The sequence below is a fragment of the Sulfurimonas hongkongensis genome, from assembly GCF_000445475.1.
GTDB lineage: Bacteria > Campylobacterota > Campylobacteria > Campylobacterales > Sulfurimonadaceae > Sulfurimonas > Sulfurimonas hongkongensis.
On record NZ_AUPZ01000010.1, the window covers coordinates 89,220 to 108,893 of the forward strand.

The 19,674-nt window shown below is 35.1% G+C and carries 20 protein-coding genes and 5 tRNA genes; 11 read left to right on the plus strand and 14 right to left on the minus strand.

The features are described 5' to 3' along the window. Complete coding sequence (locus M947_RS19955; protein ID WP_021287905.1) at positions 1-1,041, minus strand: SO_0444 family Cu/Zn efflux transporter; 1,041 nt, start codon at positions 1,039-1,041, stop codon at positions 1-3. Positions 1,042-1,110: 69 nt separating this feature from the next. Continuing rightward, positions 1,111-2,499 (minus strand): glutamate--tRNA ligase, encoded by a 1,389-nt coding sequence (gltX, locus tag M947_RS19960; RefSeq protein WP_021287906.1) that lies wholly within the window; start codon positions 2,497-2,499, stop codon positions 1,111-1,113. 148 nt (positions 2,500-2,647) lie between these two features. Between gltX and M947_RS19965 the strand changes: the two genes are divergently transcribed. Genes M947_RS19965 through M947_RS19975 form a run of 3 tightly spaced genes read left to right on the plus strand, consistent with a single transcriptional unit; the run spans position 2,648 to position 4,482 of the window. Then, entirely contained in the window at positions 2,648-3,484 is an 837-nt protein-coding gene (locus M947_RS19965; RefSeq protein WP_021287907.1) for a peptidylprolyl isomerase, read from the plus strand. Beyond that, positions 3,474-3,962: a deoxycytidylate deaminase gene (locus tag M947_RS19970; protein ID WP_021287908.1), complete on the plus strand. Its 489-nt coding sequence runs from the start codon at positions 3,474-3,476 to the stop codon at positions 3,960-3,962. Before M947_RS19965 ends, M947_RS19970 begins: the two co-directional genes overlap by 11 nt. Further along, on the plus strand, positions 3,928-4,482 hold the full coding sequence (locus M947_RS19975; protein WP_021287909.1) for an iron-sulfur cluster assembly scaffold protein: 555 nt from the start codon (positions 3,928-3,930) through the stop codon (positions 4,480-4,482). Before M947_RS19970 ends, M947_RS19975 begins: the two co-directional genes overlap by 35 nt. A 125-nt stretch (positions 4,483-4,607) precedes the next feature. Here the strand turns inward: M947_RS19975 and arsC are convergent, their stop codons facing one another. Further along, entirely contained in the window at positions 4,608-4,961 is a 354-nt protein-coding gene (gene arsC, locus M947_RS19980) for an arsenate reductase (glutaredoxin) (protein ID WP_021287910.1), read from the minus strand. A 286-nt stretch (positions 4,962-5,247) separates the two neighbouring features. On the opposite strand from arsC, the gene M947_RS19985 reads away from it, so the two are divergent. Further along, positions 5,248-6,129: a class I SAM-dependent methyltransferase gene (locus tag M947_RS19985; RefSeq protein ID WP_021287912.1), complete on the plus strand. Its 882-nt coding sequence runs from the start codon at positions 5,248-5,250 to the stop codon at positions 6,127-6,129. Here M947_RS19985 and asnB read toward each other — a convergent pair. The 3 genes from asnB to M947_RS20000 are packed head-to-tail and all read right to left on the minus strand — an operon-like array spanning position 6,126 to position 8,729. Further along, on the minus strand, positions 6,126-7,775 hold the full coding sequence (asnB, locus tag M947_RS19990; RefSeq protein ID WP_021287913.1) for an asparagine synthase (glutamine-hydrolyzing): 1,650 nt from the start codon (positions 7,773-7,775) through the stop codon (positions 6,126-6,128). The genes M947_RS19985 and asnB overlap by 4 nt on opposite strands. Beyond that, entirely contained in the window at positions 7,775-8,356 is a 582-nt protein-coding gene (locus tag M947_RS19995; protein ID WP_021287914.1) for a class I SAM-dependent methyltransferase, read from the minus strand. The genes asnB and M947_RS19995 overlap by 1 nt, the downstream gene beginning before the upstream one ends. A gap of 4 nt (positions 8,357-8,360) precedes the next feature. Beyond that, positions 8,361-8,729 (minus strand): hypothetical protein, encoded by a 369-nt coding sequence (locus M947_RS20000; protein WP_021287915.1) that lies wholly within the window; start codon positions 8,727-8,729, stop codon positions 8,361-8,363. Positions 8,730-8,793: 64 nt separating this feature from the next. On the opposite strand from M947_RS20000, the gene M947_RS20005 reads away from it, so the two are divergent. Then, a complete protein-coding gene (locus M947_RS20005) occupies positions 8,794-9,747 on the plus strand; it encodes an NAD(P)-binding domain-containing protein (protein WP_021287916.1) in 954 nt (317 codons plus the stop codon). A 243-nt stretch (positions 9,748-9,990) separates the two neighbouring features. Here the strand turns inward: M947_RS20005 and M947_RS20010 are convergent, their stop codons facing one another. Both M947_RS20010 and M947_RS20015 read right to left on the minus strand, forming a co-directional pair. Beyond that, entirely contained in the window at positions 9,991-11,190 is a 1,200-nt protein-coding gene (locus M947_RS20010) for a Fic family protein (RefSeq protein WP_021287917.1), read from the minus strand. Positions 11,191-11,367: 177 nt separating this feature from the next. After that, entirely contained in the window at positions 11,368-11,853 is a 486-nt protein-coding gene (locus M947_RS20015) for a DUF6933 domain-containing protein (protein ID WP_156022381.1), read from the minus strand. Between the two features lie 307 nt (positions 11,854-12,160). On the opposite strand from M947_RS20015, the gene M947_RS20020 reads away from it, so the two are divergent. Genes M947_RS20020 through M947_RS23455 form a run of 3 tightly spaced genes read left to right on the plus strand, consistent with a single transcriptional unit; the run spans position 12,161 to position 13,904 of the window. Continuing rightward, complete coding sequence (locus tag M947_RS20020; RefSeq protein WP_156022382.1) at positions 12,161-12,826, plus strand: type IV toxin-antitoxin system AbiEi family antitoxin domain-containing protein; 666 nt, start codon at positions 12,161-12,163, stop codon at positions 12,824-12,826. Further along, entirely contained in the window at positions 12,819-13,715 is an 897-nt protein-coding gene (locus M947_RS20025) for a nucleotidyl transferase AbiEii/AbiGii toxin family protein (RefSeq protein WP_021287920.1), read from the plus strand. Before M947_RS20020 ends, M947_RS20025 begins: the two co-directional genes overlap by 8 nt. Positions 13,716-13,727: 12 nt before the next feature. Continuing rightward, positions 13,728-13,904 carry a hypothetical protein gene (locus M947_RS23455; protein WP_021287921.1) on the plus strand — a complete coding sequence of 59 codons (177 nt, stop codon included), beginning with the start codon at positions 13,728-13,730 and terminating at the stop codon, positions 13,902-13,904. A 407-nt stretch (positions 13,905-14,311) separates the two neighbouring features. On the opposite strand, the gene M947_RS20030 is transcribed toward M947_RS23455, so the two are convergent. The 5 genes from M947_RS20030 to M947_RS20050 all read right to left on the minus strand — a co-directional run bounded on the left by M947_RS20030 (position 14,312) and on the right by M947_RS20050 (position 15,232). Continuing rightward, positions 14,312-14,396 (minus strand) — tRNA-Leu (locus M947_RS20030). Between the two features lie 113 nt (positions 14,397-14,509). Beyond that, positions 14,510-14,586: transfer RNA gene (locus M947_RS20035), tRNA-Arg, on the minus strand. A 349-nt stretch (positions 14,587-14,935) separates the two neighbouring features. Next, positions 14,936-15,012 (minus strand) — tRNA-Arg (locus M947_RS20040). Positions 15,013-15,055: 43 nt separating this feature from the next. Beyond that, positions 15,056-15,132 (minus strand) — tRNA-His (locus tag M947_RS20045). Positions 15,133-15,154: 22 nt separating this feature from the next. Next, positions 15,155-15,232 (minus strand) — tRNA-Pro (locus M947_RS20050). A 146-nt stretch (positions 15,233-15,378) separates the two neighbouring features. Here M947_RS20050 and M947_RS20055 point away from each other — a divergent pair. Genes M947_RS20055 through M947_RS20065 form a run of 3 tightly spaced genes read left to right on the plus strand, consistent with a single transcriptional unit; the run spans position 15,379 to position 18,652 of the window. After that, positions 15,379-16,719 carry a sodium-dependent transporter gene (locus M947_RS20055; protein ID WP_021287922.1) on the plus strand — a complete coding sequence of 447 codons (1,341 nt, stop codon included), beginning with the start codon at positions 15,379-15,381 and terminating at the stop codon, positions 16,717-16,719. After that, a complete protein-coding gene (locus tag M947_RS20060; RefSeq protein WP_021287923.1) occupies positions 16,719-16,997 on the plus strand; it encodes a hypothetical protein in 279 nt (92 codons plus the stop codon). Before M947_RS20055 ends, M947_RS20060 begins: the two co-directional genes overlap by 1 nt. A gap of 35 nt (positions 16,998-17,032) precedes the next feature. Beyond that, on the plus strand, positions 17,033-18,652 hold the full coding sequence (locus M947_RS20065) for a diguanylate cyclase (protein WP_021287924.1): 1,620 nt from the start codon (positions 17,033-17,035) through the stop codon (positions 18,650-18,652). Between the two features lie 196 nt (positions 18,653-18,848). On the opposite strand, the gene M947_RS20070 is transcribed toward M947_RS20065, so the two are convergent. Further along, entirely contained in the window at positions 18,849-19,628 is a 780-nt protein-coding gene (locus M947_RS20070) for a thiazole synthase (RefSeq protein ID WP_021287925.1), read from the minus strand. Positions 19,629-19,674: the final 46 nt, after the last annotated feature.

The window sequence follows — 19,674 nt, forward strand, 5'->3', positions numbered from 1 at the left end:
TTATGCTTTTTTAAAATATGGTTTAAAGATAAAATACAACATTAAAGTCCACAAAACTATACTGCTTAGTATTTCCAATAAAGAGACTTCTTCGTGTACATGAACTAAAGATTTTGTATCTATAGAGTTGATATCAAATACAAAATCAAGTCCTAAGCCAAAAATAACACTTCCAAAGATGATAGTCCCAAGATAGATATAAAGAGATTTAGTTCCTAGCATCTTTTTAACTACACCGATAGTCACTGTATTTGTAGCAGGTCCTGCACTTAAAAATACAAAAGCAGCTCCCGCACTGACTCCACTTAGCATAAGCGCAGCAGCTATAGGCAGGGATGCAGTTGCACAAACATACATTGGTACAGCAATAGCAATAGTAATGATATATGAAAGCCATGAATACTCTATGAGAATGGCACTAAGATTTTCAGGAATAGAGATAGTAATAATAGCTCCAATAATAAGACCCCATAAAAGCGGTTTCGCAATGTCACTAAGAAGATTTACGAACGCATATTCTATTGCTTTTTTAAATGAAAATTTTTGTTTAACTTCACTTTCATTTGAACAATTACTAGAGGAACAGCAGCTATCTTTTTTTTCTTCTACAACTTTTTCGTTAATGATCTCTTTGTCAAAAATATTTGTAAGTATTCCCGCTAGCATAGCTATAATCATAGAAGTTATAACTCTGTAGAGTGTAAAAATCCAGCCAAACATACCATAAGTAGCAAGAATGGAATCAACGCCTGTTATGGGTGTAGAGATTAAAAATGAGAGAGTCGCACCTTTGCTAGCCCCACTTTTTTTGATGCTAGATGCCAAAGGTATAACACCGCATGAGCACACAGGAAGCGGAATGCCAAAGATAGTGGACTTTATAACTGAACCGATACTCTCACTCCCAAGATGCTTAGTAACAAGTGTTTCAGGCACAAGTTCGTGCATAATCCCTGCAATAGCAAGACCAAATATGATATAAAGAGCCATTGCATTGCTAAGGTTATACAAGGCTGAGAAAAATTCTATTATTAGTTCCATAAAGCAATAATACTTCTTTATTACTTATAATAGTATATCAATGAGATCTATTTTAATAAATAAAGTTTTTTATGAGTTTGCAGTGATAGCGTTTGCAATCCTCAATATTGTCTCATCCTTGCCAATTATTGCCATCACTTCATCTAGTCCTGGACCGCTCATCTTTCCTAAGAGTGCGACGCGAAGAGGCTGACCAATCTTGCCAAAACCAATCTCCATTTCACTCACTACTTCTTGCATTGCATCATGATAATCACTAGGCAGATGCAGTTCATCTGAGTTTTGAAGCTTTAGAGCAAATGCGTTTAAAATATCTGTTGAACCATCTTTAAAGGCTTTTTTTACAGCTTTTTCATCATAAACTCTAGGGGTTGCTAAAATCTCTTTAGTTAACTCCGCCATCTCTTTTAATGTCTTTGCCCGCTCTTTTATAGCATCTAGTAAAATCTCTTTTTTATCATGTGAAGTCAAAACCAAGTCAAACTCACTCAGTAGCTCTGCTAGCTCTTTGTTAGAACTATTTTTAAGGTAATGTGAGCTTAGCCAATCAAGCTTTTGAGTGTTGTAGATGGATGCTGACTTGTTTATATCTTTTGGGTTAAAATGGGATATCATCTCATCCATACTAAATATTTCTTGATCTCCATGACTCCAACCTAGGCGAACTAAAAAGTTTAGAAGTGCCTCAGGAGTGTAGCCCATCTTTTTGTACTCCATAACATCAGTAGCTCCATCCCTTTTTGAGAGTTTTTTACCCTCTGAGTTGTGTATCATAGGTACATGATAAAACTTTGGGATCTCAAAGCCTAAAGCTTCATAGATAACTATCTGCTTTGGAGTGTTTGAGAGGTGGTCATCCCCACGGATAACTTCATTTACTCCCATAAGGTGGTCATCTACTGCTACAACAAAGTTGTAAGTAGGTGAGCCATCAGCCCTTGCTATTACAAAATCATCTAGTATATCATTTGCTTGAAAACTAACATCACCCTTAACTCCATCACGAACTAAGATCTCTGTGTTTTGAGGTGCTTTTATACGGATAACTGGTTCAACTCCCTTTGGTGGCTCTCCATCAAAGTCTCGATATCTTCCATCATACATTGCTCTTTGCTTGTTTGCCATCTGAGTTTGGCGAAGCTCTGTTAACTCATCTTTTGACATGTAACATCTATATGCTTTTTTCTCATCTAAAAGTTGTTGTATGTACTTAGCATATATTTCATCTCTTTGTGATTGATAGACTATTTCTCCATCGTGGGTTAGACCTAGCCAGTCAAAAGCCTTAAGAATAGCATCTGTTGCCTCTTGTGAATTTCTTGCCTTATCTGTATCTTCTATGCGAAGAAGAAACTTTCCACCATTTTTTTTAGCCCAAAGATAGGAAAAGAGGGCGGTTCTTAAACCACCAATATGAAGATAACCTGTAGGAGATGGAGCAAAACGAGTAACAACCATTAAAGAGCCTTTTATTATAAGTAGTTTAGTAATGAAATTTTAGAGAGTTTTTTGTTAAAAGATGGTAAAAGTCTAGAAATTGAAGCTTCTTTATAGAAGTATTGGCTAAAAATAGATAAAATTACTTCTTTAATAAACAGGACAATAGATGCAAAAAATAGTTTTAACAATTTTATTAGCTTTATCATTAGAGGCTAAAATGATAGATGGTGTAGCAGTCGTAGTAAAAGGCAAGGCAATAACTCTTTTAGACATAAAAAAAGAGATGAAGCTCTCAAAGGTTGATGAAACGGCAGCTACTGATGCTCTTATAAGAAAAACACTAGAGCTTCAAGAGGTCGATGAGAGAAAGATCACAGTTAGCAGTAGTGAGGTTTATGATGATATCAAAAAATCAGCAGCAAGAAATGGTCTAAATGTGAGTGAATTTTATGAAGCCATCAGAGAGTCCAATGGCTTAACATCTCTCGAGCTAAAAGAAAAAGTAAAAGAGAAACTTTTGTCTCAAAAACTATACTCATCCATCGCATATAGTGTTGTAGATGAGCCAAGTGATGATGAGATAGAGAGTTACTACAAGCTTCACAAAGAGTCATTTATACATCCAAGCGGTTTTAATGTTGTAATATATAATGCAAAGAGCAAACAAAGACTCCAAGAAAAAATAGACAATCCAATGTTTCACTCTCCTGATATTACAAGTACTGAGCAAAATCTTCCATACGACAGAATTGCTCCAGAGTTAGCACAGCTTTTAGAAAAAACACCATTAAACAGCTTTACACCTATAGTTCCAAATGGAAAGGGTGCGTATGCTAGTTTTTACATTAAAGAGATTGAACCACCAAAAGAAGCAAATATAGAGAGTGTGAAAAACAAAGTTATAAATATGATGATGGCAGAGCAAAGAGAGCAGGTTTTGGGTAACTACTTTGCAAGACTTCGCCATAATGCTGATATAAAGATGATTAGAAATGTTGAGTGATGAGAACTTTATAAACATAGCAACCGAGATTTCAACTGCCTCAAAATGTGTTTCAAAGCGAGTTGGTGCAGTTATTGTAAAAGATGGCAGGATACTGAGTACTGGCTACAATGGAACTCCAGCTGGATTTACAAACTGTTGTGATCATTGGGAAGATGAGTACACAAAAGAGCATCATGAGTGGTCAAAGACTTATGAGATTCATGCAGAGATGAATGCTATCATCTGGGCGGCTAGAAAGGGTATATCTATAGAAGGTGCTACTATCTATGTGACACTAGAGCCTTGTAGTGAGTGTAGTAAAAATCTTATAGCGAGTGGGATAAAAAGAATAGTTTATGCAAAAGAGTATGAGCATACTCATTCAGAAGTTATTTCAAAGTTTTTAAAAGACAACGGTGTGAGTATAGAAAAACTCCCATCAACTATTGTAGAGGTAAAAGATGAAAGACAAAGAACAACAAGAACTAGAGACTGAGATAGGAAGACATATGCTTCAACCCCAAAACTATGGGGAGATGCAAGATCCTGATTGTGTCGGTATCGGTATAGATAATGCTACACAAACATACGCCATCATGTACTTAAAAAGAGATAGTTCTCACATACAAGATGTAAAGTTTGGAACCAACTCCACAAGCCATGATACGGCTACACTAGGTTCGCTTCTTAGTGAGATGATAAAGGGAGACTCAATAGCAAATGTTTTAGTTACGGTTTTTGGACTTGAGGAGGATCTAAAAGAGTCATATGCAAATTTAGAAAAGCCAAAAGTAGATACAAGTAAACCAGAGGGTGAACAAGTTGAGCATATCTCAACCCAGCATCAAGATAGTGCAAACATCATCCTAACAGCATTTCGTGCAGCGATGCGTCATTATGATAGAAAACAAGAGGGTATAGAAGAAGAGCATTTTGAGATGAGCATAGTAAAAACTTGTCCTTACTCAAGCGGAGATTGTGCTTTTGTGAAAAAGGCTAAAAAGAGCGACAGCTAGAGATTTAAAACCTTGACAAACTTTTAAGTTGTAAAAGGCAAAGCTCATCGTGGAGAATGCTATTATTTAGCGTTCTTAAAAACCTCACTTTAAAAAACCTTGGCATCTCAAAAATATATAAATAGTTAAGCCTGTAAAAACTTATCAATAATGGAAGTTGGTCGCCCTATAATGGCTTTAGATTCTTTAAAAATCACAGGTCTCTCTATAAGAATAGGGTGCTTTATCATGGCATCCACAAGTTTGTCATAATCATCTTCATCTTTTAGATTTAACTCACTATAGATATCTTCTTTTGTTCTCATAAGCTCTCTAGGATTCATCCCAAGCATGGTAAGTGCGGTTGTGATTTCATCTTTTGTAGGAATTGTCTCTAGGTAATTAACAGCTTGAACCTCGTATGTGCTATTCATTAAAATAGCCAACGCCTCACGACATTTTGAACAACTTGGGTTATACCAAATAGTAACTTCTCTCATAAATTTTTTCCTTTTTGCGTAGTTTACACTAAGTTTTAAAACATTAGTAAAAACAGATGAGTTAAAGTATAATTGCGAGATATTAAAATAATTGAGTGCTCTGAGCAATTATTAAGGTAGATCCTGAATCAAGTTCAGGATGACGGTTTGTTTGTTCAAGATGACGGTTTGTTTGTTCAAGATGACGGTTTGTTTGTTCAGGATGACGCGCGTCCCGTCATTCCGTGCTTGACACGGAATCTAGTTTATAAATTAATCAGAGGGTTCAATTTAAAAAGTAGTAAATATGTTAAGTATTGATTTAAAATCAAAGAGTTCATTTGAGATTCTTGAGGTTTTTGAGTCTCTTTCTCTCAGGCCTAGAGAGATTCTTGAAGTAGAGATTTTAGAGAGTGACTTGGACTCTTTTGGCTTTAAATCTTTTGTGGATTTGGCTCAGATATTTCTTTTAAAGATGCTCCTTGCTTTGCAAAAAGATGAGAAAAGTATCGTTTTGAGATTTTCTAAACTCGATGAGAGTAGTTCTTTTCATAAGTCACAAAGTAGCAGTGAAAAGTATGGCGTTGGTAGTGAGTTTTTTAGTATTGACAAAACAAAGCAGTTTAGTTTTTTATATCACTATAAAAAAGCTTTAGAGTTTGTTGGCATAGAGAGTAAAAAACGGGTTTTAAATCTTGGCATAAACCGTGGCGATGAGTTTAGAGTTATAGAGCAACTCCTAAGAGAAGAGCAGTTTAATGAGAAGAGTTTTGTTGGAGTTGACTACTGTGCATCTGTCATAGAGTACGCAAAAAAAGAGTTAGGTGCTCCAAATGTTGAGTTTATTTGCCACGATATAAACGCTCTTGATGGGCTAAACTTAGCTAAGTTTGACTTGCTTATCTCTATAGGAACCTTGCAAAGTTCTAACATAAGATTTAACGCTTCGTTTATGCACATCTATCAAAACTTTATTGAAGATGGCGGTGCGATAGTGCTTGGTTTTCCAAATTCTAGATGGTGTGATGGCGAGATGATTTATGGTGCAAAAGCACCAAACTACAGCTTTAGTGAGATGAGTCTAGTTTTAAAAGATATACACTTTTGTAAAAAGTATCTCCAACAAAAAAAGTATAGAGTTGTCATCACTGGCAAAGACTATCTCTTTTTAAGTGCGAGGAAGATTTAGAGTAACCACTTTTTAATCCAAACACTAAGAACATAGAGTCCCCAAATATGCTGTTTAAAGCCGCTCTTTGTGGCACTCTCTATATACTCATCTAACTCTTTAGTTTTAAACATCCCTGTTTGAGCGTTGATCTCTTTTATAAGAGAGATTTTTTTAGAGTTTATGAGATATTCTAGGAAAGGATTTGAGAAGCCTTTTTTCTTTCTTTTTAAAATTTTCTCATTTAAGTATGGCTTCATAATCTCTTTTAAAAGCCCTTTTGTAACTCCATCTTCATATCGAAGTTTAGGGCTGATGTTAAAGGCTAAAGAGGCTAAGTTGTTGTCTAAAAATGGAGTTCTTGTTTTTATAGAGTGTGCCGAACTTACACGGCCTAGTTTTGCTAAAAAATGCTCGGCTTGGAAGTGTTTTAGGTCGATGAAACTATACCAAAGGCTCTCATCCTTGTGAGTGGATGCGATGAACCTATCTCTATGTTTGCAGAGATATTTTAGGGCGTAGTTATCTTTTATGTTTTGTTTTAAAAGTGCATTTTTTTGCAAATCTGTAAAAGATTCGCCTGAAGTGCGAAAGAGTAGGGTGTCATCAAAGACTCTTTTATAGTGCTCCCACTCTCTATTTTTAGAGTAGTTTGAGCGAAAATATCTCTTTAGCCAGTTTTTGTTTTTAAGATTGTTTAGTTGCTCTATGTCTAAAAACTCAAAATATTGTCTATACCCCAAAAAAAGCTCATCACTTCCCTCTCCGCTCAAAACTACACTATGTCCATCTCGCTTGATTTTCTCAAAAAGTAAGTAAAGAGGAATAGACGCAGGGTCATTTAAAGGCTCATCTAGGGCATCTAAAACTATCTCACTCGCATCTATAAACTCACTTTGAGATATCTCTAAAGCGATGTTGTTTAAGCCTAAAAGCTTAGCGCTCTCTCTTGCTGCTTCTCTCTCATCATACTTAGCAAACTCTTTGTAGCCTACTGTATAGGTCTCTAAATTAACGCCTCTTTGTTTTGTAAAAGCACAAATTGTCGCACTATCTATGCCTCCAGAGAGAAGAGAAGCCGTTGCACTATTTAGCCTTGCATCTATAGATTTTCTTAGAGTTTTCTCTAGCTTATATATCGCTTCGTCTCTATCTGTGATGATGCTAGACTCTGCATCTAAGAGATTGAAGTACTCCTTTGTCTCATACTTGTCTCCATCAAAGATTAGATACTCAGATGAGCCAAGTTTATAGATGCCATCAAAAAAAGTATAAGGAGATGTTGGTGCTAAAAATGAAAGATAAGAGAGCAGGGCATCTTTGTTCATACTAACTCTCCCAAGATATGGAGTGAGTTGTTTTAGAGTAGATGCAAAGATAAGAGTTTTATCTTTTTGCATAAAAAAGAGAGATTTGAGACCAAATCTATCACGAAAAAGAAATAGCTTTTTTTTATCATAGATGGCAATCCTAAAGCTACCATCTAGATACTTTACAAAGTTAACTCCCCACTTTTTATATGAAGCCATTATAAGCTCTTCATCACTTAGAGAATCTACAAAGCCTAGCATCTCTCTTAGCTCTTTTTGCTTGTAAAGTTCCCCATCAAAGATAACTTTTAACCTCTTTACATCTAGTCCTTTTGAAATCGCTAAAAAATCAGACACTACTTAAAAAACCCCACAGTTATATCATTTTTCATATAATTTTTTTTAAATTTAACCTCTCTAACCCCAATTTCTGATGCCATAATTTTTATATCACCAAGCGTTAGGTAGTTGTAAGTTTGGCTCTTTTTTGATCCATATAGTATGTTAAAGATAAAGCCTATCTCACTTGAAGCGTAGCAATTTTGGATAAAAAGATGCGTTTCAAAAAGCTCTAATGTGTTCATAGCTCCACTACAAATATAGTATGAGGCACTTGGTAGTGAATCTTTACAGATATCAGCTAAAATCGCTTTCGTTTGTGTTCGCTCTTTTGTAATTTTAACCATCTCTTTGATGGAGTCTATGGCAATGTACTTTTTTGGAAGTCTACCCTCTTTTTTTGCATATAGATAAAAATCTCCAAAGCCACAGCCCGCATCAGCTAAAGAAAACCCATCAAGATTTGAAGGAAGTAGTTCTAGGATGATTTTAAATCTTAGGTTTTGAGAGTCGCTTGAGTTCCAGTTTACGCCCTTTGCGCTTACTCCATGAAGTTCTATAGCAGAGGTGTAAAACCTTTCATTGTCGATACGAGGCATATTTTTATAGATGTCTTAGCATACAAGGAACATCAGAGCTATCTCTTAACTCTTCATACTCGTCCATCTCTGTGTGCATAGTATCTGTAAATGTTTCCATAGAGTTTTTTAGATGTGCTTGTGCTTCTTCAACTAACTTTTTTTGAGTAGATTCAATCTCACTAAAATGTTTAAGGGTTTTTTGATAATATTCTTTATTGTCAGTAAGAAGAATGATGTCCTCTTTTTTAACCCACTTTCTAAGAGGTTTGCCATCTTTTTGAAACTCAAAGATAACATTGTCGCTATTTTTTGAGGCAATAAATTTTCTTACAGGAAAACCAATAAAAGTAGATAAGGGTGTTGCGTGTTGTTTTTTGATTACATAATACATTCTCTAAGTATATAACAAACAAACTAAAATATGTTAAAATATTTTACAAATATAAGGAGTTTTAATGAGTCATCTATATAATCTAGCGATAATAGGAGCGGGTCCTGCGGGAATAGCGACTGCTATTGAGAGCTATATGCAAGGTATAAGAGATATAGTCTTACTAGAAAAAGACCAAAACCATAACTCTACGATCAGAAAATATTACAAAGATAATAAAAGAGTAGATAAAGACTGGAAGGGTCAAAAGGTTGAGCTAGATGGCAGACTGTTCTTTGTAGATGGCACAAAAGAGACCACATTAGACTTCTTTGACCAGCTCCTAGATCGCCACTCAGTTGAGCTTCAAACTCATGTCGAGGTTGAGTCCATTATTAAAAAAGAGCACTATTTTGAGGTTAATATGGCTGGCAAAATGATTAGAGCTAAAAATGTTGTTGTGACTATTGGTAGAATGGGAAAGGTTAATAAACCCAAGTATCCAATTGCTCCGGGGATAAAAAACAAGATAGTTTATACTCTTGAGAGTTGCAGTGAGGGTGAGAAGATTCTTATAGTCGGAGGTGGAGACAGTGCGGTTGAGTATGCGGTTGATTTGAGTGAAAAAAATGATGTAGCTATCTGCTATAGAAGAGAGACATTCAGACGAGCAAATCCTACAAATCAGACAAATATAGCAAATGCCATCATCCACAAAGAGGTAAGACCAATACTTGGTATAAACATAGATGGGCTTGAGGATGTAGATGGCAGAGTAAAAGTTATATATAGAGAGATAGAGCCTGAGATCTTTGATAGAGTAGTGTTTGCAATAGGTGGGACTACTCCGAGTGGTTTTTTAAGTGCGTCTGGTATAGAAGAGATAGATGGAAAACCTGTTCATGATGAGAATTATGAGACAAATATTAAAGGACTTTTTGTAGCTGGAGACATAACTCAGGAGAGAGGTGGAAGTATAGCCCTAGGATTAAATCACGGCTACGCAATAGCGTGCTATATACAAGCAATAGATAAATAAAAGGAGAGCTAAAGCTCTTAAAGTTTCGTATTTAAGGGATGGTGCGGATGAGAGGACTTGAGCCTCCACGCCTTGCGGCATCAGATCCTAAGTCTATTTTTTAGTGTTTTTCATCTTTTCTTAAACTGTTTCATTTCCTTTCAAAATCCCTATATTTAGGGATTTATAAAAGGTTTTAAATTTTCATTGTTTTTCAAATTTTGTAGTAAAAACTGTAGTAAAAATATGATTTTAGAAAAACCATCAATCTACTTTTTGGGGAATAAGCTCCGGAATTATCTGCGAAGCAAAGAACGAATTTACTTTCAATCGAAGTGGTGCTTTACTATGTTCACTTTCTAGATAGCCCATTTTCGTTAGAGTGCTTACGAGTTTTGTTGCGGTACTTATACTTTTGCCTATGGCCAAAGGCACATACTTTCTTTCTAGTTCACCATTTAACAATAGATGAGAAAACAGTAGTTCAGAATATTTAGGGAGAGGTTCTCTTTTATGAAACATCCCCTCTTGCGAAAATCTTACAAATTTTCTGATTTTTTCATTGAGCTGATCAAGTCGCAAACTATATCCCATAAATTCAATTTGGTCCAATGATATCTCAAGCATATATTTCAAATAGCCCTCAAGCCCTCTAAGTGATAATTCACCTCTACCATCAGTTGCACCTTGTTGCTTCATATCTGCATAAGACAGGTGTGTTTGGTATTCTTTAACATCCCTTGCTAGTCCTCTTGATATATTCCACAGCCCGTAACCTTCAAGCTTCATATTCCAGAACATTGCATCAAGATGCAGTCTTGAAACCCTTCCGTTTCCGTCTAAGAAAGGGTGAAGATACACTAAGCGATGATGAGAACTAAGTGCAGCAAGTAGTTTTATTGCTTTTGTGGAGCTAGTATATGCTGAGCTATACTCTTTTTCATAATAGTTAAAAACTGTATCTATTACATCATAAGCAGGTGCGATATGATTTGCTACTTTAACATCTCTGTTTCTGAACTCACCGGGTATCATCTCTATGAGTTCATTTTCTTTTTCTAGTTTTGTAAATTTTTCCATGCCTTCACTAGAGTAAAACAGTCGATGAATCTCTTTTATAAAGTTTCTATCAATTACACTATGCTCTATAGAGTAGCCTTCAACAAACTCTTGTGTTTTGATATGTGCAACTGAAAGTTCTTGCAGTGCCTTTTCTTTTGAATCATCTGAGAATTGTTTCAGCATAGCTTTTTCAATATCTATAGGGTGTGTACTTTGAGCTTCGATTCTGTTTGAATAGTAGCTGTTTGTAATCCGCAAAACATCCCTAAAAGCATTTACAACATATTGGTTATATCCACTTGCAATCTTTGCACTTTCTATACAAACTTTTTCTGCAAGCTCTAATAATTCTGGCTTTATCTGTCCTTTTAAATTATAAGGCATAATTGGAGATATTAACATTTTATCCATCCTTGATGTCATTATATTTATTTTCTCTATTTTATTGCAACTTTTACGAGATAAATTATGAGAAATAAATTCAGCTAGAGTCCTTAAATATTGGTTTTTAAATGCATCAATTAATTTATTAAATCATTATCTTTACGAGTTAAATTACTAGGTATATTACGGGATTATTTAGCTTTTTAACATTTCACTAAATAATTTTACAGGATACTTATAGCCAATAGCTTTATAGGGCGTTTTATTTAACTTTCTATTGACTTCGTATATATCATTGCCTATCTCTAAATAACTTTCAATCTGTCTTTTCATATCATTCATTGAAGCAACAACACTTCTATTTGAAGTTTTGGAGTAGTTGATTATTTCCATACTTTCTAAGATTTTTTCAAACTGACTTTGAGCTAATCCACTCTCTATTAAAAGTTTAAATACTCTTTCTCTCACAACCTCTTCAAAATGTTTAAAATCGTCAGCTTTTAATCCAAACAAGAAAAATGAGTACAAAGTTTTATTATTAGTGATCAATACACAATTATATCTTCCAAATTTTAGAAGATTACAATGAAAAACATCTATATCATTATGTGACAATGAGTCAACATCAATAAGTGTTCGTTTTAGCTTATCTGATAATTTTTGTGTGATTTGTAAATTCATGAGTAAGATTGTACAATAATATTTCAAGAGTTTGAAGTGTCAATACCTCAGGCATCATCATCACAGAGTGAGAGAGGCAATCCCTACTTATATCTTCGGGTGAACCTAAGGCTCATTAACAAAATTATATCTTTTTTTAATGTGCAAAAACTTGAAAGTAACTGTTACTCCTCAAATTTGCTACAACTTTTATGTCATATGATATGAAAGCTATTCAGTGCATATTAAAAAAATTTAAGCTTAACAATAACAATAAAGTTACTAAATATGCTTTTTTTATATATTTATTGCTTAATTTAAATTAAGAATGTATAATAACAACATGAATATTGTTCAACTCAAAAAACTTATCGGATTGAATGTTTTTACAGCTGAGATGCTAAAACCTATCTTAGAACAAGAATATGCCCAACCTACGAAAAAAATTAACAGTATGATTAAAAAAGGGGAACTTATTCGTCTCAAAAGAGGAGTTTATGCTCTTGGTGCAGATTATAGAAGTTACCCTTTGAACCTTATCGCTATAGCGAACATAATCCATAAACCGTCTTATGTCTCCTATGAATATGCATTGTCTTATCACGGTTTGATACCAGAAAGAGTCTATACAGTTACTTCTGCTACAACCTATCGCCCTGAAACATACGCTACAGATATAGGGACATTTAGCTATAAAAAAATTCCATCAAATGCGTACTCTATAGGAATTGATTGGAAATATGATGAGCATGATGGTGGTTATATGATTGCAACAGCTGAGAAAGCATTATGTGATCAAGTCTATGCTGATAAAAGAATTGCTGATATAAAAAAAGATGAGATATTAGAATATCTTGAAGATGATCTTCGTATAGAACTTAAAGAGTTAGAAAACCTAGATACAACACTTTTATGGAAAATTTCTTTTGCCTATTCTTCGCCTAAATTACGCGATATGACAGCAAGAATTAAAAAAAGGCAAAAAGATGGCTAATACACATCCACACATTACAGCAATGCTACAAAATTATGATCTTTCAAAAGACGATCCATATGAAGCTCTTCGAGAGATATTACAAGAGATCGTTTTATACGCACTAAGTGATGCAAGTTTTTTCAATCATGCAGTATTTTATGGTGACACTGCACTTAGAATACTATATGGTCTGCCAAGGTTTTCAGAAGATCTTGATTTTTCACTACTTAAACCTGATCCATCATTTGATCTGAGTAAATATGAAAAAGCTGTACTTCAAACACTAAAAACTTATGGTTTTGAAGCTCAAATTGAGACAAAGGTAAAAGAGCAAAGTGCAGTGCAATCTGCATTTATCAAAGGCAATACAATTAAACACCTTCTTGCTATTAATGCTCCTGAGGATATTGTCAAAAGTTTTAATGCAGGTAAACTATTAAAAATTAAATTTGAAGTAGATACCGAGCCACCTCTTAACTTCCAAGAGGAGCAAAAACTGCATTTAACACCTACCCCTTTTATGGTAAGAAGCATGAAGCCTTCTTCATTATTCGCGGGCAAGCTTCATGCCGTTTTATGTCGTGGATGGCAAAATAGACCAAAAGGGCGTGACTGGTATGATATGGTTTGGTATATTCAAAACAAATATCAAGTAGACTTAACGCATCTAGCAACTCGCTTAATTCAGAGCTGTAAAGCTCTACAAGATACCGAAGTAGAGTTACCCAAAGAGATAGAATTATATACTCCAGAACTTCTTGTAAACCTCCTACAAAAAAGAGTGGATACACTTGATATTGAATTAGCAAAACAAGATGTGCATCGTTTTATATATGATGAAAAAGAGCTGGAGATTTGGAGTAAAGATTTCTTCTTTGCTATCATCCAGATAATCAAGTTTAAATAAAAGGTTTTATATATGGCATTAAAACCAGCAGGCGGCAAATACGAAGGTGTTTGGATAAATGAACTAAAAAATGGCGATATCTCTTATTACATCAATTATCGTGATGAATTTGGCAAGCCTGTAAAAGTTCAAGTTGGCAAAAAAACAGCAACATCAGATTTTAGTGTTAAAGATGCATATGCAAACTGATCGAAGTAAAATATAAGCTTCAACACGATCAAGAACCTATCATCAAAGGCAGTAGAGTTGCTAGGTTAAAGCTTGATAATCTTTGGTATGAGTTTTTCATTTATGCAAAAGGTTTGAAAGCTCAAACAGTCAAATTGTAACGGGCTAATAATATTAGAAATCTAGGCAGATGTTAATAAAGGGTTTTTGTCTTTCAGAAGGTGTCATTTTTTAGTAAATTATTTCATTGGGGTTCATATTGTATCATCGGCTTTGAAAATTGAAGAGTTATTTTGAAGAAAAAAAATTAGTAGTACAAATTTATACTGGCTAAAGACTCAGGGTTGTAGTAAAAAAGTAGTAAAAAGTTGATTTTTAAGTTTTCTTAAAGTGAGAGTTAAATCTCTTGAAGTCCCGTATTTAAGGGATGGTGCGGATGAGAGGACTTGAACCTCCACGCCTTGCGGCACCAGATCCTAAGTCTGGCGTGTATACCAATTTCACCACATCCGCATGTGATTATTTTAATAAGAGTAGAATTATAGTTTATATTTCTTTATCTTACTTTAATTTTGATTTTTTCTAAAAAACCATAGCTTTAGTGCCTTAGCGGCTAGCATAATAAATGGTACCCCCTACACGATTCGAACGTGTGGCCTACGCCTTAGAAGGGCGTTGCTCTATCCAGCTGAGCTAAGGAGGCATGTTTTCTGAAATTTTAATTTTTATACTTTAAAAGTAAAAGCTTTAGTGCCTCAGTGGCTAGCTTAGTAAAACGGATTTGTTCTTGCTTTTAAATAACTCTTGGTTTTTCTTAAAAACCAAAGCTTCAGTGCCCAAGCGGCTAGCGTAACAAAACGGATTTGTTCTTGCTTTTAAATAACTCTTGGTTTTTCTTAAAAACCAAAGCTTCAGTGCCCAAGCGGCTAGCGTAACAAAACGGATTTGTTCTTGCTTTTAAATAACTCTTGGTTTTTCTTAAAAACCAAAGCTTCAGTGCCCAAGCGGCTAGCGTAGATAAATGGACTTTGTTCATTTATCGTTCAAATAAATGGTACGCCCGATAGGATTCGAACCTATAACCCTCGGAGCCGAAATCCGAAACTCTATCCAGTTGAGCCACGGACGCTACTATCATTTTATTTATTTAAAAGTTTTTATATTTATTATAGTGGGGTGAGATACGGGATTCGAACCCGCGACCCCCGGCACCACAAACCAGTGCTCTAACCAACTGAGCTAATCTCACCATAATTTCATAGACATAAAAGTGGTCGGGGTGAAAGGACTCGAACCTTCGGCCCCCTGGTCCCAAACCAGGTACTCTAACCATACTGAGCTACACCCCGACACTTGTACATTAACCAATCTTGTAGCTGATTAATGAGGCGAAATTATAGTCAATTACTTTTAAAATGTCAATGCTTTTATCTCATTTCTTTTATATAATTGGTTTTTGCAGTATAATTGTCTGCTTTTAAAGGGTTTTTTACATATGAAGATAGCAAGATTTAGTAGAATAGGGTTTATATTAGCAGCTGCGGGAAGTGCTGTTGGGCTTGGAAATATTTGGAAGTTTCCATATATTGCAGGTGAGAGTGGCGGTGGAGCATTTGTTCTTATATACTTAGTAACCGTTTTGCTCATTGGTTTTTCTATACTTATATCCGAGATGCTTATAGGTTACATGGGAAGAAAAGATGGTGTAAGCTCTTTTGAATCTCTTGCACCAAAACATAAAAATATCTGGAAATTTGCTGGTTTTCAAAGTGTGACCGGGCTTTTTATCATGACTTTTTACTCAGTGGTCATCGGCTGGATATTGCACTACATTGTAACTTCTACAACCTCACTTCCATCATCCATACAGGAGGCTGAGAGCACATTTACAACAATGCTTTACTCAGATATTTCAACTCAACTCTTTTATCATACTTTAGTATTTTTGATCATTACATATATACTAACAAAGGGCATCAAAGGAGGCATTCAGAGGTTAAATCTACTACTAATGCCAACACTTATGATCATAATATTAGGGATGTTTGCTTACGCTACTACTCTCGACGCTTTCTCACAGTCTTTAGAGTTTATGTTTGCTCCTAAATGGGATAAGATAGACTCTGGAGTATTTATCACGGCTATTGGACATGCCTTTTTTACACTCTCGCTTGGTATGGGAGCTATTCTTACTTATTCAGCGTCTATGCCAAAAAACTCAAATCTTGTTCAAAATGCTATTTGGATAACACTACTAGACACAGTTATAGCCATCATTGCAGGTCTGATGCTCTTTACATTTTTGTATGAGTATGGCTCAAGCCCTGCTAAAGGTCCAGGTTTAGTCTTTATCTCTTTGCCTACTGTTTTTTTTGAGATGGGTATTATTGGTAATTTTTTTGCAATTTTGTTTTTTATAGCCCTTGCCTTTGCAGGCTTGACATCTGCCGTCTCTTTGGTAGAGCCCATGATAGAGTACTTCATAGATAGGTTTAAGTGGAGTAGATTAAGAGCATCTGTCTCTATGGGCTTGTTCTTTTATCTCTTTGGTATAGTTGCTCTTTTGTCAAATACAGATGCTTACAAAGAGTTGCTTAGCTTTGGAAGTAGGAACTTTTTCGACTGGATGGACCATATTGCCACTTCCATCATGTTACCTCTTGCTGGACTTGTTATGGCCCTTTTTATTGGCTTTGCAGTTGAGAAGCAAAGAGTGGAGTCTATTGTAAAACATCAGTTTGGAGTTGTAGCATTTAAAGTTTGGTACTTTTCACTTCGCTATATAACGCCTGTGGCGATGATACTACTTTTACTCTCTTTACTGGAGATTATTTAATGAAAAACACCTTAGAGCAAAAATGCAAACAGATTCTTATAGATGAAGGGATAGATGAGACTTCTACCATAGATTTTGAGGTAAATGAAAAAATCCATACACTTAGTTTTACTTACATTATAGAGACATTCATGAGTGCATCTGAGGAGTCTAGGCTTGTCTTTTATAGTGCTCTTAAAAAGTCAGTAGATGCTAAAGATATGGGAGTCGATAGATTTTTTGAGGGGATGGGACAACTTCTGCTTATGACTCATCTATCTAAAAAGATTGAGGTTTAAGAAGAAGTAGCTTAACTATTTGTTATAATTCACAAATGACAAAATTTAACAAATACATAGTGCTTGGTGCTGTTTTTATAGTATCGCTTTTGACTTCTTTTTATTTTATAGATGTTTTTAGTAAAAAAAATATAGAGCTTCAAAAGCAGATTCTTATAAAACAAGCTCAAACGCATTTTAAAGACCAAGTAAACACTAGAGTATGGAACGCAAGTTATGGCGGGGTTTATGCTATACCCAAAGAGGGTCAAAAACCAAATCCTTTTTTAAGAGACAATATTTTAAAAGTTGATGAAAATCTTACACTTATAAAGATAAATCCTGCATGGATGTCTAGACAGCTGTCTGAAATCTCCAACATAGATGGTTTTCGTTTTCGTATCACGAGTCTTAAGCTCATAAACCCAGACAACAAAGCTACACCTTTTGAAGAGAGAGCGCTCAAATATTTTGAAAAAACAGATGAAAAAGAGTACTATGAGATAGGGGAGGATTCTAATTTTAACTATATGGGAGCACTAGTTACAACTAACTACTGTCTTCCTTGTCATAAACATCAGGGCTATAAACTCGGTGATGTTAGAGGTGGGATAAGTGTTAGTTTAGACTCTAAAGAGTATGCTAAAGTTACTTCATCTATAAAAACTAGGGTAGTTCTGTTGAAAGTGTTTGTAGTCATTTTCTTGTTTAGTGTATTTTTACTCATCTTTAAACAACTAAGATATAGTCAAAAGCTCCAAGATGAAGTAGAGCATAGAACAAAAGAGATAGAGTCCACCAAGCAACTCTTACAAGAGATTATTGATATAGACGCTAGTTTTATAGTGCTAGCAGATGGTAAAGATGTTATATATGCTAACAAGACGGTGCTTGATTTTACTGGCTATCCCTCTATAGAAGAATTTAAAAAAGACTATGAATACATGTCTGATCTGTTTGAGTATGTAGAAGATAATAAAAACTTCATTCAAACATATAATGATGGCATCCATTGGATAGAGTATCTTGTAAAAGAACAAGATAGCAAAAATCTAAAAGTTTGCATAGAAAAAAAAGGTATATATAGATATTTTAGACCTTCTGCAAAAGAGATAAAAACAGAGGATAAAGCACTCTATCTAATTACATTTGATGAGATTACAAATGAGTATGTCAAAATAAAAGAGTTAGAACATATGGCTTCTACAGATGCTTTAACAAATCTTTTTAATAGAAATAAACTAAATGAAGTTTTGAAAAAATCAATAGAACTATCAAGCACCATCTCAGCACCACTCTCTATAATATTTTTAGATATAGATCGTTTTAAAAGGGTAAATGATACATATGGACATGACACAGGAGATAAGGTACTTATAGATATAGCAAATATCATAACTTCTACTATTCGCACAGGGGATATAGCTGCTAGATGGGGTGGAGAAGAGTTTATGATTACACTACAAGCAACATCTGTTACTCATGCTTCTGTACTTGGAGAAAAACTAAGAACTAGAGTGCAAGAGCATGTTTTTAAGACTGTTGGAAAGATCACTATATCTCTTGGTGTTACAGAGTATAGAGACGGTGAGAGTGAAGAGTCATTTGTAAAAAGAGTTGATGAAGCACTCTATGAGGCCAAAGAAGCAGGTAGAAATAAAGTCATTGTTAAGTAAGCTATCTTACTAAAGGAGTTTGCTCCTTTAGTAAATTGAACCTTCTGATTAATTTATAAACTAGATTCCGTGTCAAGCACGGAATGACGGGACACGCGTCATCCTGAACAAACAAACCGTCATCCTGAACAAACAAACCGTCATCCTGAACTTGATTCAGGATCTACCTTAATAATTGTTCAGAGCACTCAATTAACTAAAACTGAATCATTCCATCTACTGGGCTTGATGCTGTTGCATAAGGTCTTTTTGCAATTCTACCAGATAGATAACTCATCCTACCAGCAACTATAGCATGTTTCATAGCTTCTGCCATCATCATAGGGTTTTGTGCACAGGCAATCGCTGAGTTTGTTAAAACTCCATGAGCTCCAAGTTCCATTGCATAGACCGCATCTGAGGCACAACCTATCCCCGCATCTACTATAACTGGTACACTTACCGCTTCACGGATAAAGACGATATTATAAGGGTTTTGAATCCCAAGTCCAGAACCAATAGGAGCAGCTAGCGGCATGATAGCGTGAGCACCCGCATCTTCAAGTCTTTTAGCCATGATAGGGTCATCAGAAGTGTATGCCATGATGGTAAAACCCTCTTTTGAGAGAACCTCACAAGCTTTGATAGTCTCTAAAACATCAGGGTATAGAGTCTTCTCTGTATCGCCTATAACTTCAAGTTTTATCAGGTCTATCCCTGTAGCCTCGCGAGTTAGTCTAAAAGTTGTAATGGCTTCTTCGGCGGTGACACATCCAGCGGAGTTTGGTAGGAAATTTACGTTTGTGCCAGCAAATGTGTCACGCAGGTTCTCTTTGTCTGGGTTTGTAATATTTAAGCGGCGAACAGCTACTGTGATTAGTTCACTCCCAGATGCCAAAGTTGCTTGTTTTGTAGTCTCAAAATCTTTATATTTTCCGCTTCCCACTATCAAACGAGAACCTAACTCATACTTTCCAATCTTTAAAATATTATCCATCTTGTTTATTTCCTTAATTTTATTTTGTCTTAGTACTTATAACTGA

What these genes read in the sequence shown, in the direction of transcription:
- M947_RS19955 (WP_021287905.1), bottom strand. Translation starts at nt 1,041, where the DNA reads ATGGAACTAATAATAGAATTTTTCTCAGCCTTGTATAACCTTAGCAAT.
- gltX (WP_021287906.1), bottom strand. Translation starts at nt 2,499, where the DNA reads ATGGTTGTTACTCGTTTTGCTCCATCTCCTACAGGTTATCTTCATATT.
- M947_RS19965 (WP_021287907.1), top strand. Translation starts at nt 2,648, where the DNA reads ATGCAAAAAATAGTTTTAACAATTTTATTAGCTTTATCATTAGAGGCT.
- M947_RS19970 (WP_021287908.1), top strand. Translation starts at nt 3,474, where the DNA reads ATGTTGAGTGATGAGAACTTTATAAACATAGCAACCGAGATTTCAACT.
- M947_RS19975 (WP_021287909.1), top strand. Translation starts at nt 3,928, where the DNA reads ATGAAAGACAAAGAACAACAAGAACTAGAGACTGAGATAGGAAGACAT.
- arsC (WP_021287910.1), bottom strand. Translation starts at nt 4,961, where the DNA reads ATGAGAGAAGTTACTATTTGGTATAACCCAAGTTGTTCAAAATGTCGT.
- M947_RS19985 (WP_021287912.1), top strand. Translation starts at nt 5,248, where the DNA reads ATGTTAAGTATTGATTTAAAATCAAAGAGTTCATTTGAGATTCTTGAG.
- M947_RS19995 (WP_021287914.1), bottom strand. Translation starts at nt 8,356, where the DNA reads ATGCCTCGTATCGACAATGAAAGGTTTTACACCTCTGCTATAGAACTT.
- M947_RS20000 (WP_021287915.1), bottom strand. Translation starts at nt 8,729, where the DNA reads ATGTATTATGTAATCAAAAAACAACACGCAACACCCTTATCTACTTTT.
- M947_RS20005 (WP_021287916.1), top strand. Translation starts at nt 8,794, where the DNA reads ATGAGTCATCTATATAATCTAGCGATAATAGGAGCGGGTCCTGCGGGA.
- M947_RS20010 (WP_021287917.1), bottom strand. Translation starts at nt 11,190, where the DNA reads ATGTTAATATCTCCAATTATGCCTTATAATTTAAAAGGACAGATAAAG.
- M947_RS20015 (WP_156022381.1), bottom strand. Translation starts at nt 11,853, where the DNA reads ATGAATTTACAAATCACACAAAAATTATCAGATAAGCTAAAACGAACA.
- M947_RS20020 (WP_156022382.1), top strand. Translation starts at nt 12,161, where the DNA reads ATGTATAATAACAACATGAATATTGTTCAACTCAAAAAACTTATCGGA.
- M947_RS20025 (WP_021287920.1), top strand. Translation starts at nt 12,819, where the DNA reads ATGGCTAATACACATCCACACATTACAGCAATGCTACAAAATTATGAT.
- M947_RS23455 (WP_021287921.1), top strand. Translation starts at nt 13,728, where the DNA reads ATGGCATTAAAACCAGCAGGCGGCAAATACGAAGGTGTTTGGATAAAT.
- M947_RS20055 (WP_021287922.1), top strand. Translation starts at nt 15,379, where the DNA reads ATGAAGATAGCAAGATTTAGTAGAATAGGGTTTATATTAGCAGCTGCG.
- M947_RS20060 (WP_021287923.1), top strand. Translation starts at nt 16,719, where the DNA reads ATGAAAAACACCTTAGAGCAAAAATGCAAACAGATTCTTATAGATGAA.
- M947_RS20065 (WP_021287924.1), top strand. Translation starts at nt 17,033, where the DNA reads ATGACAAAATTTAACAAATACATAGTGCTTGGTGCTGTTTTTATAGTA.
- M947_RS20070 (WP_021287925.1), bottom strand. Translation starts at nt 19,628, where the DNA reads ATGGATAATATTTTAAAGATTGGAAAGTATGAGTTAGGTTCTCGTTTG.